Origin of the sequence: Paracoccus lutimaris, from assembly GCF_003337565.1 — a bacterium.
In the GTDB taxonomy this organism is placed as follows: Bacteria; Pseudomonadota; Alphaproteobacteria; order Rhodobacterales; family Rhodobacteraceae; genus Paracoccus; species Paracoccus lutimaris.
In genome coordinates this window covers 79,343-94,531 of record NZ_QPJL01000006.1, presented here as the reverse complement: position 1 = coordinate 94,531, position 15,189 = coordinate 79,343, and the positions used below count along the sequence as shown (strand labels likewise).

Annotated in this window: 12 protein-coding genes; 6 read left to right on the top strand and 6 right to left on the bottom strand. The window is 64.4% G+C overall.

Translation table 11 applies throughout. The features are described from left to right. Window positions 1–358 precede the first annotated feature (358 nt). Both DFP89_RS07590 and DFP89_RS07585 read right to left on the bottom strand, forming a co-directional pair. A complete protein-coding gene (locus DFP89_RS07590) occupies window positions 359–1,069 on the bottom strand; it encodes a sugar transferase (protein ID WP_245948619.1) in 711 nt (236 codons plus the stop codon). Window positions 1,070–1,484: 415 nt separating this feature from the next. Further along, window positions 1,485–2,312 (bottom strand): glycosyltransferase family 2 protein, encoded by an 828-nt coding sequence (locus DFP89_RS07585; protein WP_114348827.1) that lies wholly within the window; start codon window positions 2,310–2,312, stop codon window positions 1,485–1,487. A 212-nt stretch (window positions 2,313–2,524) separates the two neighbouring features. On the opposite strand from DFP89_RS07585, the gene DFP89_RS07580 reads away from it, so the two are divergent. From DFP89_RS07580 to DFP89_RS07565, 4 genes are all read left to right on the top strand, one after another. Continuing rightward, the gene (locus DFP89_RS07580) at window positions 2,525–3,262 is read left to right on the top strand and encodes a P-loop NTPase family protein (protein ID WP_114348826.1); all 738 of its coding nucleotides are present in this window, start codon (window positions 2,525–2,527) and stop codon (window positions 3,260–3,262) included. Between the two features lie 58 nt (window positions 3,263–3,320). Next, window positions 3,321–4,787 carry a GumC family protein gene (locus tag DFP89_RS07575; protein WP_114348825.1) on the top strand — a complete coding sequence of 489 codons (1,467 nt, stop codon included), beginning with the start codon at window positions 3,321–3,323 and terminating at the stop codon, window positions 4,785–4,787. Between the two features lies 1 nt (window position 4,788). Then, window positions 4,789–6,159 carry an oligosaccharide flippase family protein gene (locus tag DFP89_RS07570; protein ID WP_114348824.1) on the top strand — a complete coding sequence of 457 codons (1,371 nt, stop codon included), beginning with the start codon at window positions 4,789–4,791 and terminating at the stop codon, window positions 6,157–6,159. Between the two features lie 84 nt (window positions 6,160–6,243). Further along, window positions 6,244–8,526 carry an NADP-dependent malic enzyme gene (locus DFP89_RS07565; protein ID WP_114348823.1) on the top strand — a complete coding sequence of 761 codons (2,283 nt, stop codon included), beginning with the start codon at window positions 6,244–6,246 and terminating at the stop codon, window positions 8,524–8,526. On the opposite strand, the gene DFP89_RS07560 is transcribed toward DFP89_RS07565, so the two are convergent. From DFP89_RS07560 to DFP89_RS07550, 3 genes are read right to left on the bottom strand one after another with little or no spacing between them, the layout of a single operon-like run. Then, window positions 8,519–9,367, bottom strand: coding sequence for a hypothetical protein (locus DFP89_RS07560; protein ID WP_114348822.1), 849 nt, complete (start codon window positions 9,365–9,367; stop codon window positions 8,519–8,521). The genes DFP89_RS07565 and DFP89_RS07560 overlap by 8 nt on opposite strands. After that, window positions 9,364–10,266 (bottom strand): oxygen-dependent tRNA uridine(34) hydroxylase TrhO, encoded by a 903-nt coding sequence (gene trhO / locus DFP89_RS07555; RefSeq protein ID WP_114348821.1) that lies wholly within the window; start codon window positions 10,264–10,266, stop codon window positions 9,364–9,366. Before trhO ends, DFP89_RS07560 begins: the two co-directional genes overlap by 4 nt. 36 nt (window positions 10,267–10,302) lie before the next feature. Next, window positions 10,303–11,907: an SLC13 family permease gene (locus tag DFP89_RS07550; RefSeq protein WP_220269822.1), complete on the bottom strand. Its 1,605-nt coding sequence runs from the start codon at window positions 11,905–11,907 to the stop codon at window positions 10,303–10,305. Window positions 11,908–12,055: 148 nt separating this feature from the next. Between DFP89_RS07550 and pncA the strand changes: the two genes are divergently transcribed. Then, complete coding sequence (gene pncA / locus DFP89_RS07545; protein WP_114348820.1) at window positions 12,056–12,652, top strand: bifunctional nicotinamidase/pyrazinamidase; 597 nt, start codon at window positions 12,056–12,058, stop codon at window positions 12,650–12,652. Next, complete coding sequence (gene pncB / locus DFP89_RS07540) at window positions 12,649–13,959, top strand: nicotinate phosphoribosyltransferase (protein WP_181870282.1); 1,311 nt, start codon at window positions 12,649–12,651, stop codon at window positions 13,957–13,959. Before pncA ends, pncB begins: the two co-directional genes overlap by 4 nt. A gap of 61 nt (window positions 13,960–14,020) precedes the next feature. Here pncB and DFP89_RS07535 read toward each other — a convergent pair whose 3' ends face one another. Next, a complete protein-coding gene (locus tag DFP89_RS07535; RefSeq protein WP_114348819.1) occupies window positions 14,021–15,157 on the bottom strand; it encodes a Hint domain-containing protein in 1,137 nt (378 codons plus the stop codon). Window positions 15,158–15,189: the final 32 nt, after the last annotated feature.

Sequence of the window (15,189 nt, the reverse complement as noted above, 5' to 3'; positions counted from 1 at the left end):
TAAGACTTAGTGGTGTCATACTACCTTTTCGGCTGGTTTACGCTTACTTTATGGATAAGAATGGGCGGATAAGCAGCGGATATCGATTCAACCGAAAAGTTTAAGTAGCGATTCGTTAATTCTTCGGCACCAATGTGAGTAACACCAAAGGGATTGAGGAGGCACTCTCTGACCGGGATTCTGTCCATAGGCATTGTCGTCGCAGCCAGCTGTGCGGCTTTCGGGGTGATTGCCCTGGATTTGTCGCTGTGGTTTGGGTTGCTGCTCTACTCGCTCAGCGGGACGGCCGCCACGCTTTTCATCGCATGGCGGCGCTATCGCTGTATGTTGCATCACGAGATGCAAGGGGCGAGCTAGTTCAGTAGCCGGTGCACCGCAGGACGACGCCAATCGTTTTGGCGACGATCTTGGCGTCTTCGTGCAGGCTGAGATCCTTCGCATAGCTCGCGTCGAACGTCGCCCGGGCAGCGAAGCTGCTGTCGTTGCGGTCCGAAATCTGCCAGAGGCCGGTGACGCCGGGACGCAAATGGTAATAGTCCGATCCCGGATATAGCGTTTGCTGATCCAGCATCATGGGCCGGGGGCCGACCAGGCTCATATCTCCGCGCAAGACATTCCAGAGCTGCGGCAACTCATCCAGTGATGTCTTGCGCAGGAACGTTCCGGTCGAGGTGATCCGAGGATCCTTCTTCAGTTTCTGGGTCAGGTCCCATTCGGCCTTCGCCTCGGGATTCGAGGCAAGGTAGTCTGCGAGGCAAGCATCCGCATTCGCGACCATCGTACGCAGTTTCCACAGGCGGAAGCTGCGGCCAGAGCGGCCGACGCGAAGCTGGGTGTAGAACGGCTTGTCGCCATTGTACCAAATCACCAACGCCAGAACGAGAACCACCGGCAGCACGAACGGTGCCGCCATGACGACCAGCAGGACATCCAGCGGACGCTTCACGAAGCGCGCATAGAAGGACTTGATACCGGCGGGGCTATTGTTGGTTTCGTCCTTTGACGCTTGCAGCACCGAGACCATCGTGTCGATGTCGAAATCAGTGATGTGCCGCATTTCAAAACCCATTCTAATCATTACTTCGCCAGTATAGCTTTGCATTTGAATAAAACTAGAACGAATCCACAGACTGCCGAAAAGTATAGGTTTCAATGTTATCAACAAGTTGCCAGCCGAAATCGGGCCTTGAAATTGGGCGCAGAGCAGGTTTGCAGGATCGAGATAGAGGCGTCCGGTTGACCGCTTGACGTAGAGACAACCTAGAGTTGTTTAAAATGAGCTTGAAAATCAAGGCTCGTCTTCTGGAATAATAGCGAAAGCAATCTCGGGTTGAAAAACTGATCCGTTTATTACATCAAAAACAGAAGATCCAGCGGCGATATCCAATAGCGCGGATCTGCCACACCCTCGGCCATGATCGGTGCAGTCCAGAGGGGGTGAGAGCCGCCGATTCCGGGCGATCCGGTACGGAATCGGTGTCGGATCAGCGCCCGCGCGCCCATTCCTGCGTGTTCCTGCCGGTGCGCACGGCCAGCGCCACCGCCGCATAGGCGGCAAAGCCGATCGGGTCGCGGGCCGCAAGCCGCATGAGCTCGCGGCGATCCGGCCGGACCTGTCCCTGACGCTGCGGAAGCTCGGGGTAAAGCCGCGCGATCTCGGCCACGCCCTGATCCTGCCTGCGGCGCACCCGGACCAGAGGCGAGAAGCCCTCGACCAGCGGCCATTCATAGGGGGCGTCGACCAGAAAACGTTCGTTTTCATCGAATTGCAGCCGCACGAAGGTGTCATCCGAGATCACCTGCGGAAAATCCCCCCAGCGCGCGCGCCCCGCCGCGTTCACGGCAAACAGTCCGGCGCCGGTGACGCCCCGCGCGACGAAGGGCAGTTTTTGCCAGAAGCGCGCATAGGCCCGCGAGACGGGGCTGCGGGCCGGGGCGACGACCAGCTTGCCGCCGGCATAGCGCGGTTTTTCGGTTTCCAGCACGCGGACCAGGCCCGACAGCAGGTGCGGGCTCATCCGGATATCGGCGTCCAGATAGATGCGGATGCCGTGGCTGGCGCAACGATCGCCGTGGTTCAGCGCGCCGATCTTGCCGCCCTGGGCCAGGTCCTCGACCCGCAGCACCCAGCCGCGTGCCGCAAAGGCCGGCGCGTGCGCGCGTGCACGGTCAGCGGTGTCATCGCTGCAACCATTGGCGATCAGGACGATTTCGGCCGGGCCGGCATGGTCCTGGGCCAGGATCGTCTCCAGACAGGCATCGATATAGTCGGCCTCGTCATGGGCGGGAATGAGAATGCTGCAGGGCGTCATCTGACAAAGGGACAGGTTGCGGAACGCGCGCGATGCGCTACGAAGGATTGGAACCGCAGCACAGGGAAATGCGGCGCATTGTCAGTATTCGGCCTGTTTTCGGTTGTCGCAATCATGGCCGTGACGCTAGCATGCCGGCGCCGGACAAGTCATTGGCAATTGGCTGCCCCGCGGGGCGGCACGATTTAAGCAGAGGCAGAGAGGCCACAGGTTTGAAGCCCGCAACGGCAAAGGAACCGGACAAGAATCCGGGAGACAAGGTTGCGCCCGACAAGGTCCGCGGCAACGTTTCAAGCAAGTTCATCCGGCGTGAGGCGGCCTATGCGGCCGAGGATGCCGAACACGCGCAGACCATCACGCAGCGCTTTTCGCTGCTGCGGACGCGCATCCTGCGCGAGATGCGCGGCCGCGACTGGACGAAGCTGGCGGTTGTGCCGGTGACGCCAGGTGCCGGCGGCACATTCACCGCCGTCAACCTGTCGCTTGCGCTGGCGCGTCAGCCGCATACGCGCGTGATGCTGATCGATCTGGATCTGGGCAAGCCCTCGGTCGCCGAGCGTCTTGCCGTGCCCGGATGCGGCAGGGTTTCGACCGTGCTGCGCGAGCAGGGGGATCTGGACCGGCTGGTGGTCACTGTCAGCGAGGCGCCCAATCTGTCGGTACTGGCCCCCGCGCATGCCGAGCCGGCGGCGGCCGAGCTGCTGCAGGACCGTGTCTTCGTGGCTGCGATGGACGCGCTGCATAAGGCGCATTCGGCCGAGATCGCGATCCTCGATACCGCCGCGCTGCTGGGGCAGGATTCGGCGCTGGCCACCCTGCCGCTGGCCGACGCCATTTTGCTGGTGGCGGATGCGCGCGCCGGGACGGCGGCCCATATGGCCGAATGCGAGCGCCTTTTGATCGGCATGCCGCCGGTCATGGGCGTGATCCTGAACAAATCCGAAGACTGAGCAACAAGGCAGGGTTCAACAGTTGGGGCCGATCCAATCCTTTCAAGACCTGATAAGCATGATCTGGCGGCGCCTGCCGCTGGTCATGACGATCGGCGTCCTTGGCGTACTGATTTCATTTTATCTGATCGTTTCCGAGCCGCGCAGCTACGAGGCTTCGGCGGTGATCCAGCTGGACATGCCGGCGGCGATCGATCCGGCCAGCGACAGCTCTTTGCCGGCGTCGCGCCGGGTGCAACTGATCGAACAGCGCCTGATGGCGCGCCAGAACCTGAATGACGTCATCGAGCGGCTGGATCTTTTCGCCGATACGCCCGGGCTCAGCGAAAGCCAGAAACAGGTCGCGCTGCGCAGCTCGACCCGGATCGAAAGCATCTCGGCGCCCGGTGTCTCGGTCGATTCCCGCCTGTCTCTGGCCGCCATCGTCATCACCTCGCGCGCCGAGACGGCGGCGACCGCCGCCGCCATAGCCAATGATTTCGCCGACAGTCTGGTCAACCGCGACCGCGACAACCGCGAATTGCGGATCAGGGAAACCCGCGACTTCCTGACCGAGGAAGAGGGTCGCCTGAGCGAGGCCCTGTCCGTGCAGGAACGCAAGGTGGTCGAGTTCAGCGCCCGGAACGAGGATTCGCTGCCGACCTCGCAAGAGTTCCTGCAGACCGAACTTGGCCAGCTGACCGAGATGGAAACCGCGCTGGACCGCGACATCATGACCTTGCAGCGCGACCGGCTGGCGCTTGAGGCGGGGGGGGCGGCGGATATGCGGCCCTCGGCCTCGCTGGTCCAGCAGATCCGCGCCGCCGAGGTCGAACTGGCGCAGGCGCGCCGGACGCTGGATCCCGAGCACCCCGAGATCAAGCGGCTTGAAGATGAGCTCATAAGGTTGAACAGCGGCGGTGGCAGCGGTGGCTCTGACGTGGTTCGCCGCCAGATCGAGCTGATCAACGCCCAGCTCAAGCAGCTTGATCAGGAAAAGCTGACGCTGGACAGCCGGCGGGCGGAAATCGGCCGGTCCCGGGCCCGCGCCCCGCAGGTCGCGCGCGAACTTGAGGAGATGACCCGCGAGCAGACCCGGATGCGGGACCGCTACAGCGAGATCTCGCGCCAGCTGGCGCAGGTCGAGGCCCAGCAGCTGCTGATGGACAATGATCAGGCGGAGCGCTTCGTCCTGCTGGAGAGCGCAGTGGCGCCGGAATATCCGGTGCTGTCGAATCGCAAGAAAAGCGCCGTTCTGGGGGTGGGCATCAGCGGTGCGCTGGCCCTGTTGGTCGCCTTCGTGCTGGAGCTGATGAACCCGATCCTGCGCAACAGCAAGCAATTCGCGCGGGCGACGAAGACGCTTCCGGTGATTTCGCTGCCCTATCGCCTGACACCGCAGGATCTGGCCCGCCGCCGCCGGCGCAACATCTATCTGGTCTGCCTGCTGCTGGTCGGCGCCTTGGTGGCGATGTGGCTGGTGGGCATGATCCCCGGCATGCCATCGCCGGGTGTTGTGGCCGCGCCCACCGACGGAATGGGCTGACATGAACGACGAACAGGTCGAAGAGACGGGCAAGGCGCCGCAAAAGGGCCTTGCCTCGCGGGCCTTGGGCAGCGGTGCCCTGTCGATGGTCAATTTCGGTCTGGGCCAGACCATGCGGCTGGCCTCAAACCTGATCCTGACCCGCATCCTCAGCCCCGAGGATTTCGGGTTGATGACGCTGGTCACCAGCTTCCTGATCGGCCTGACCATGTTCAGCGACATGGGCTTTGGCCCCTCGATCATGCAAAGCAAGCGCGGCGACGATCCGGTCTTTCTGGACACGATCTGGACGCTGAAGATCATGCGCGGCTTCGTGATCTTCTTCGTGGCGCTGGCGATGTCCTGGCCGCTGTCGGTCTTCTACGACGCGCCGCAATTCGCCTGGGTGTTCCCGGTCGCGGCCAGCTCGCTGTTGATCGGCGGCTTTTTCCCGACCCGGATCGACTCGGCCGCGCGGCATCTGCAACTGGGCCGCCTGACCGTCATCGAGCTGTGCAACCAGCTGATCGGCGTTCTCATCACCATTGCCGCCGCGCTGATCCTGCAATCGGTCTGGGCGCTGGTCTGGGGCAATGTGCTGGGCGCGGTGATGCAATTGCTGATGTTCCGCTTTTTCCTGCCCGGCCATCGCAACCACCTGCGGATGGAGCCCGCGGCCCGCGCCGAGGTGATGAAATTCGGCAAATGGATCTTTTTCAGCACCATCTGCGGCTTTTTGCTGTTTCAGGGCGACCGGATCATCCTCGGCCGGGTGCTGACGCTGGACCAGCTGGGCATCTACAATATCGGGCTGTTCCTGGCCACGGTGCCGATGATGCTGGGCAATTCCATCGCGGTGCGGCTTTTCATTCCGATGTATCGCCAGCACCCGCCGGGCAACAGTGCCGAGGATCGCCGCATCCTTGCCCGGACGCGGGCGGGGCTGACCGCGCTGTTGCTGGCGGCGGCGGTGACGCTGGCCTGGGCCGGCCCGCCCTTGGTCGAGGCGCTTTACGATCCGCGCTATTCCACGGCGGGCGGGATTCTGGTGGTGATCGCCTGCATCCAGATGATTCAGGTCATTCCCATCAGCTATGAATATTCGGCGCTGGCCGCGTCGGATTCGCGCGGTTTCTTCATCATGCAATCCACCCGCGCCGTCATCTATACGCTGCTGGTGACGCTGGGCGCGTGGTTTTACGGGCTGGCGGGGCTGCTGGCCGGGCAGGCGCTGTCGCAGGTCCTGTGCTATCCGGTGACGGTCTGGCTGGCGCGCCAGCACCAGGCCTGGGACCCGCGCCATGACCTGATCGCCGCGGTTCTCGCGCTGACCGCCGCCGGCTTCTCGTTCACGCTGCACGGCGACGCGATCCGCGCGGCCCTGCTGCCCTAGGTGCCGGGGCCTGCGTTTTTCCCCTTTCGATCCCACTCCGCATGGTTCTATCCATAGGGGTAGGATCGGAGGGAGCGAAACGACATGAGCGACGACAACACACCCCGCAAATCCCGCATCACGCGCGAAGAGGCACTGGCCTATCATCTTGAGCCGCGACCCGGGAAATATGACATCGTGGCCTCGACCCCCATGGCGACCCAGCGCGACCTGTCGCTGGCCTATTCGCCCGGCGTGGCGGTGCCGGTCGAAGCCATCGCCGAGCGCCCCGAGACCGCCTATGACTATACCGTCAAGGGCAACATGGTCGCCGTGATCTCGAACGGGACGGCGATTCTGGGCTTGGGCAATCTGGGGGCGCTGGCCTCCAAGCCGGTGATGGAGGGCAAGGCGGTGCTCTTCAAGCGCTTCGCCGATGTGAACGCCATCGATATCGAGCTGGACACCGAGGACCCCGAGGAAATCATCAACGCCGTCAAGCTGATGGGCCCGACCTTTGGCGGCATCAACCTTGAGGACATCAAGGCCCCGGAATGCTTCATCATCGAGCAGCGGCTGAAAGAGCTGATGGATATTCCGGTCTTTCACGACGACCAGCACGGCACGGCGGTGATCTGCGCCGCCGGTCTGATCAACGCGCTGGAGCTGTCGGGCAAGAAGATCGAGGATGTCCGCATCGTCCTGAACGGCGCCGGTGCGGCCGGCATCGCCTGTCTGGAACTGCTCAAATCCATGGGCGCGCGGCATGAAAACTGCATCATGTGCGACACCAAGGGCGTGATCTATCAGGGCCGCACCGAGGGCATGAACCAGTGGAAATCGGCCCATGCGGTGAAAACCGACCTGCGCACGCTGGAAGAGGCGATGAAGGGCTGCGACGTTTTCCTGGGCGTCTCGGCCAAGGGGGCGGTGACGCAGGCCATGGTGATGGGCATGGCCGAGAACCCGGTCATCTTCGCCATGGCCAACCCCGACCCCGAAATCACCCCCGAGGATGCCCATGCCGTCCGCCCCGACGCCATCGTCGCCACCGGCCGCAGCGATTATCCCAATCAGGTCAACAACGTCCTGGGCTTTCCCTATCTGTTCCGGGGCGCGCTGGATATCCACGCCCGCGCCATCAATGACGAGATGAAGATCGCCTGCGCCAATGCGCTGGCGGAACTTGCGCGCGAGGACGTGCCCGACGAGGTTGCCGTGGCTTACGGGCGCAAGCTGCAATTCGGCCGCGACTACATCATTCCGACGCCGTTCGACCCGCGCCTGATCCATGTCATCCCGCCCGCCGTGGCCAAGGCGGGCATGGATACCGGCGTTGCCCGCCGCCCGATCATCGACATGGAGGGCTATGTCCAGTCGCTGAAGGCGCGCATGGACCCGACCGCCGCCATCCTGCAGGGCATCCATGCCCGCGCCCGTCAGGCGCAGGCCCGGATGATCTTTGCCGAGGGGGACGATCTGCGCGTGTTGCGTGCCGCCGTGGCGTGGCAGCGCGGCGGCATGGGCCAGTCGCTGGTCGTCGGCCGCGAGGCCGAGGTCAAGGAGGCGCTGGAATCCGCCGGTCTGGGCGATGCGGTGCGCGAGTTGACCGTGGTCAATTCCAGCAACAGCCGGCATCTGGAGACCTATCAGAACGCGCTTTACGCGCGGTTGCAGCGCAAGGGTTTCGACCGCGACGACGCCTTCAAGCTGGCGGCGCGCGACCGCCACGTCTTTGCGGCGCTGATGCTGATGCATGGCCATGGCGACGGGCTGGTGACCGGGGCCACGCGCAAGAACGCGCCGACGCTCTCGCAGATCGGCAAGGTCTTTGACGTGACCCCGGCGGATGGCGCCGTGGGCCTGACGGCGGTTCTGCACAATGGCCGCATCATCGTCATCGGCGACACGCTGGTCCATGAATGGCCCGAGGCCGAGGATCTGGCCGATATCGCCACCCGCGGCGCCCATGTCGCCCGCGGGCTGGGGCTTGAGCCGCGCGTGGCCTTCCTGTCGTTTTCGAACTTCGGCTATCCGCTGAGCGAGCGGGCGGTGAAGATGGCCCATGCGACCGAGGTTCTGGACGCGCGCGGCGTCGACTTCGAATATGAGGGCGAGATGACGGTGGACGTGGCGCTGAACCCGGTTCAGGCGGCGAAATACCCGTTCTCGCGCCTGACGGGGCCGGCGAATGTGCTGGTGGTGCCGGCGCGGCATTCGGCCTCGATCTCGGTCAAGCTGCTGCAAGAGGTGGCGGGCGCGACGGTGATCGGTCCGATCCTGACCGGGGTGCCGCAGGCGATCCAGATCTGTTCGACCAACTCGACGGTGAACGACATCCTGAACATGGCCGCCATCGCGGCGGGCCGTCTGGGGCAGGTCAAGTAGCGGCCCGCGCCGAAGGCTCTGGCAGCGGCAACCCCGTTGCCGGGGCCGTGGTCGGATCGATTCCGTGCCGCTCTGCCATGCGGGCAAGCCAGCTTCCCGGTGGCGGCTGGCCGTGCCAATGGCCTGCCAGGACCCGCTTGGTAAAGCCGAAGATATGGACCGAGAGGGTTTCGGGCGAGGGCGCGACCTCATCGGCCAGCCAGGGCGTCCATAGCCGCCCAAGCGCATGCTGCATCAGCGGATAGAACACCGCTTGCGGCTGGGCATGGCGATCCTCGCCGCTCTGGCGCAGGGCATGGGTCAGAAGCTTTGGGCCGGTATCGCCCCAGGACAGATCGGCGGGCCCGAGCATGCCCATCTGTCCCCGCCGTTCGATCCAGACCGGGCTGGCCCAGGGCGGCTCAAGCCGGTCATGGGCCAGGAATTCGGCCATCCAGCGCAGCGCCGGCGAGTCTTGCGGCAGCGCCAGAATGCCGGACAGGATATTGTCCGAGACGCTTGTGCCGAAAACGTATCCGCCCGGGAAATCATAGGGGCGCAGGCAATAGGCATCCAGATCCGCCCAGATCACCCGGCGCCGGGTCAGCAGGCGAATGCGGAACAGATCGGACCAGACCGCAAGCTGCTTGCGCGTGGGTGCCTCGCCCGCAAAGGCCGGGCGGGGCATGATCTCGGCAGCGTCGCGCACCGGCGTGCCGTCGGGAATGCCGCCGACCGGATGGCCCAGATACAGAGTGAAATCGCAGCCCTGATCCAGATATGAGCGGATCACCATCTGTTCGACAAAGGACAGGTCCTCGCCCGCCCAGAAGCTTGCGACGGGATGGGACCAGCGGCTCATCCGCCGAAATGTTCCTCGCCGCGCGCGGCGGCCAGCTCGGTCTGGTGCTGGCGTTCGCGAAAGCGGGCGCGGTCGGCATCGGAATATTCGCCCGCGCAGCGGTGGCAGGCGACGCCCGGCTCATATTCGGGGCGCGCGCGGTCCTCGGGGGCAAGGGGGCGGCGGCAGGCGTGGCACAGGTCGTAATGCCCTTGCCGCAGCCCGTGGCCAAGGCTGACGCGCTTGTCAAAGACGAAGCATTCGCCCTGCCACAGGCTTTCCGCCTCGGGGATGTCCTCGAGGTATTTCAGGATGCCGCCTTGCAGGTGAAAGACATTCTCGACGCCCTCGCCCAGCAGGAAGTTCGTCGATTTCTCGCAGCGGATGCCGCCGGTGCAGAACATGGCGATGCGTTTGTTGTGGAAGCGATGCGCGTTCTCGCGCCACCATGCCGGAAAGTCGCGAAAGCTGCGCGTTTCTGGATCGACGGCGCCGGCGAAGGTGCCGATCTGGACCTCGTAATCGTTGCGGGTGTCGATCACCGCGACATCGGGGGCCGAGATCAGCGCGTTCCAGTCGGTCGGCGCGACATAGCGCCCGACAGCGGCGGTCGGATCGACATCGGGCTGGCCCATGGTGACGATCTCGCGTTTCAGGCGCACCTTCATGCGGCCAAAGGGCATGGTCTCGGCGGTGCTTTCCTTCCAGATCAGGTCGGCGCAGCCGGGCAGGGCGCGGATATGGGCCAGCACCGCGTCGATCCCCGCGCGTGGTCCGGCGATGGTGCCGTTGATCCCCTCGCGCGCCAGCAAAAGCGTGCCGCGCACGCCATGGGCGCAGGCGACACTGGCCAGCGGGCCCTTCAGCGCCTGAGGGTCGGGAAAGGGGGTAAAGTGGTAAAGCGCGGCGACGGTCAGCATGTCTTGGCCATAGCCGCCGCGCGGAGTGCCGTCAAATCATCCGAAGGTGATCCCCAGCGCGATCCCCCCCAGAAGATAGATGAACATGGTGATCAGGACGATACCGACAAGGTTCAGCACGAACCCGCCCCGCGCCATCTGCCCGATGGTGACGGCCCCGGTGCCAAAGACGATGGCATTCGGCGGCGTGCCCACCGGCAGCATGAAGGCGCAGGTCGCCGCGAAGGCTGCCGGGATCAGCAGCGCCATCGGATCGGCGCCGATCCCCAGCGCCACCCCGCCCAGAATCGGGATGAAGGTTGCCGCCGTCGCGGTGTTCGAGGTGATTTCGGTCAGGAACAGGATCAGCGTCGTCACCGCCATGATCAGCAGGATCGGCGGCAGCGCGCCAAGGCCCTGCACCTGCTGGCCGAACCAATCGTCCAGCCCGCTGGCCGCGACCGCGCCCGCAAGGCTGAGCCCGCCCCCGAACAGCAAAAGCACCCCCCATGGCAGCCCGTCCTCGGCATCTTTCCAGTTCAGGACCATGGTGGTGCGGCCCTGACCGGGCAGGATGAACAGCGCGATGCCGGCGGAAATGGCGATGGCGGTATCGTCAAGGCTGCCCAGAAAGCCCAGCTCGGACCCGGTGACGCTGGTCAGCAGACCCGGCACCACCCATAGAAACGCGGCCGAGCCAAAGACGATCATCACCATCCGCTCGCCCTGACTGACCGGGCCAAGCTCGGCGATCTGCTCGTCGATCATGCGCTTGCCGCCGGGCACCTCGCTGAGGTCAAAGCGAAAGATGACCCGGGTCATCAGGAACCATGCAACCAGAATGAAGACCAGGGACAGCGGCAGGCCGATCATCATCCATTCCAGAAAGCCGATCTTGCGCCCCAGCTCGTCCGAGACATAGCCCGCGACAATGGCATTGGGCGGGCTGCCCAGAAGCGTGCCCAGGCCTCCGATGGTCGCGGACCAGGCAATCGACAGGATCAGGCAGATGCCGAAACGCTTGATGTTCTCGTCATGGACGACCTCGCTGATCTTGCCGCCGGCCGCCAGATCTTCGGCGGCATGACCGTCGCCGGGGCGGTGGCTGCGTTCGATCACAAGGGTCAGGATCGACAGGCCGATGGGCAGCATCATCAGCGTGGTGGCGGTGTTCGAGACCCACATCGACAGAAAGCCCGTGGCCAGCATCATGCCCAGCACGATGCGCCTTGGCTCGACCCCGACCCGTTGCAGGGTCAACAGCGCGATGCGGCGATGCAGGTTCCATTTTTCCATGGCGATGGCGATCAGGAAACCGCCAAGGAACAGAAACACGATGGAACTGGCATAGGGGGCGGTGGCCTCGCTGACGGTGCGCTCGGTCAACATCGGGATCAGGACGATGGGCAAGAGCGAGGTGGCCGAGAGCGGGATCGACTCGCTCATCCACCAGATCGCCATCAGCGTGCCGATGGCGGCGACGGCGCGGGCGTCCGGGGACAGTCCCTCGGAACTGCCCAGAAGCAGCCAGACGGTGCCTGCGGCGATCAGCCCTGTGGCGCGCAGGCCCCAGACCATGGCCGCCGAACGGCCCGGCCCGCTGTCATATTCATCATACTCGCCCTGCTGGCGTGGTTCGATCGGCAGGTTCTCCTGTGCCATGGTCGTGCGCCTCCCCTCGCAATGATTACCTTGGGTCAGCCTAAACGCAGGCCGCGTTTTGTCGCAATAGACTGCCGGCATTGACGCTTGTGCGGCCCCGTCCTAGCGTTAGCGCCAGCAACCTGCCCCAAGCACCCCGAGGCCCAACATGGCTCGTGCCCTGATCGTCATCGACATGCAGCCGGATTTCTGCCCCGGCGGCGCTCTGCCCGTCGCCGGCGGGGATGAAATCGTCGGTCCGATCAATGACATGATGGCGGAATTTGACGCGGTGGTGCTGACGCAGGACTGGCACCCGCCCGGGCATATGAGCTTTGCCGAGAACCATCCCGGCGCCGTGGCATTTTCGGAGATCCAGATGCCATACGGCCCGCAGGTTCTTTGGCCCGCCCATTGCGTGATCGGGACGGCGGGGGCGGAATTTCACCCGAATCTGGCCGTCGACCGCGCCGACCTGGTGATCCGCAAGGGCTTTCGGCCCCAGATCGACAGCTATTCGGCCTTTTACGAGAACGACCACCAGACGCCCACCGGCCTTGCCGGCTATCTGCGCGACCGCGGCCTGTCGGACCTGACCTTTGTCGGGCTGGCGCATGATTTCTGCGTGGCATGGTCGGCCATCGACGCCGCCAATCTGGGCTTTCGCGCCACCGTCATCGAGACGGCGACGCGGGCCATCGACCTGAACGGCTCGCGCGAGGGCGCCCGCCAGTCCATGCGCACGTCAGGAGTGATACTGGCATGATGATCCCGACCGTCGATATCGCGGCCCGCGTCTATAACCACAAATGGAAGATCGACCCGATCGTGCGCTCGCTGATCGACACCGACTTCTACAAGCTGCTGATGTGCCAGTCGGTGTTCCGCAACCGCCCCGACACGCAGGTGGCCTTCAGCCTGATCAACCGCACCTCCCGCATCCGTCTGGCCGACCTGATCGACGAGGGCGAGCTGCGCGAGCAGCTTGACCATGTGCGCGGCCTGACGCTGGCGCGCGGCGAAAGCACCTGGCTGCGCGGCAATACGTTTTACGGCAAGCGGCAGATGTTCCGCCCGGATTTCATGGAGTTTCTCGAGAATCTGCGGCTGCCCGCCTATCATCTGGAAAAGCGCGACGGCCAGTATGAGCTGATCTTTGAAGGCCGCTGGCCCGAGGTCATGATGTGGGAAATCCCGGCTTTGGCGATCATCATGGAGCTGCGCTCGCGCGCTGTCTTGAAGGACATGGGCCGGTTCGAATTGCAGGTGCTCTATGCCCGCGCCATGGCCCGGCTTTGGGAAAAGATCGAAGGCCTGCGCGAGCTTGGCCCCGACCTGCGCATGGCCGATTTCGGCACCCGGCGACGGCACAGCTTTCTGTGGCAGGACTGGTGCGTGCAGGCCCTGGTCGAGGGGCTGGGGGATGAGCGCTTCATCGGCACCTCGAACTGCCTGATCGCCATGCGCCGCGACATCGAGGCCATCGGCACCAATGCCCATGAGCTACCGATGGTCTATGCCGCGCTGGCCGATACGGATGAGGAGCTGCGCCAAGCCCCCTATCGCGTCCTTGCCGACTGGCAAGAGGAACACGAAGGGATGCTGCGCATCATCCTGCCCGACACCTATGGCAGCAAGGGGTTTCTGGACCACGCGCCGGACTGGCTGGCGGGCTGGACCGGCATCCGCGTGGACAGCGGCGATCCCGCCGAGGGCGCCGAAATGGCGATCCGCTGGTGGCAGGACCGGGGCGAGGATCCGCGCGACAAGCTGATCATCTTTTCCGACGGGCTGGATGTCGCCAAGGTCGGCGAGCTGTTCGCCCGCTTTCACGGAAGGGTCAAGGTCAGCTTCGGCTGGGGGACATTGCTGACCAATGATTTCCGCGGCCTGGTGCCGGGCGACGGGCTGGCGCCATTTTCGCTGGTCTGCAAGGCGGTGGCAGCGAATGGCCGCCCGACGGTCAAGCTGTCCGACAATCCTGAAAAGGCGACCGGCCCCAAGGATGAAATCGCGCGTTACCGCCGCGTGTTCGGGGTGGGTCAGCAGGATCGGTTCGAGGTCGTGGTCTGACGGCTGCCGCGCCGGGCGGGAAAATCAGGCCCCGGCATGTGGTGGTCCGGGGCCTGAAGCTTCAGCGCATTTGCGCCATTTGCAGCTCGTGTCGGTTTTGCGAATGGCGCTTCGCGAGCTGCCGTCCCACGCGTCCGGTGCCGATCGGGCGCGCCGGTTCGGGCGCGTCATCTGCGGCAAGGAGTTCGGGGAACAGCGCCATGATTTCCGCCCGTGCGGCCGGATCGACGGATTTCAAGGCCTCGGGGCCGGTGAACAGGGATTCCGTCTGTGCGCCTTCGGAGCAGATGATTTCGTGGCGGTCGAACAGAAGGTGGAAATAGTCCAGCGACTCGCGGCTGTCGTCGATCTCGATCCCCTCGATCCCGGTCAGATGCTTGGCGGCGACAAGGATCTCGGGGGTGCCGAACATGCGCTGCGCGATCTTCGAGTCGATCAGGATGCGATGCTGCTGCGAGACATAGAGGTCGCGTTCCGGCAGGTTGCGGCCCAGCACACCGGCGCGGATGCGGACCGGGCGCAGCGTGTCGAAGGCCTGCAGCAGCGTCTCGTCGATCTGTTTCGAGCCGATCCAGCGCAGGGGCTGCGGGCCGTGGTCGCGGGTGATGACCATGTCGCCGGGGCGCAGATCCTCGACCGCGACATTGCCGCGTTCGGTCAGGATCAGCGTGCCGTTGCGGAAACAGATGAAGGTCGGCGCGTCCTGAAGCCCGTAGCGCGAGCTGTTGAGCGAGCCGAAATTGTTCTGCAGGACGCCGTTCAGGGTGATCGACTGAATCGGCCGCGTGGTCAGCGCGCTGATTTCCAGCGTCGATGCGCCGGAGGGCGGCGGCACCAGCACCAGATTACCGGACGTGTCCTGCAACACGCGCAGCGGAATACCGGTCGCCGTGGTGCCGTCCATATAGGTGATCGAGCCGGTATAGAGAACGCCGGAATCCAGATAGTGTGCTGTTCCGTCGATGCTGGCATATTCGCCCGCCGGACTGCCGTTCGGGCCGTTGAACGCGATACTGCCGTTGTCATTGCCGTCGCGCAGCGTGGACGAAAAGATATTGCGGGCCAGCGGATTGTCGGCACTGCCGAACGTGGTTCCCACCAGCTCGCCCGCGCGCTCGGCGCCCAGCTGGAATTCGTTGTTGTCGAGATCGCGATGGGATCCCAGAGCGATGGCGCGGACATTCGTCAATGTTGGCATACAGAAGACCCCAGTTACTCAAGACCCTGTGG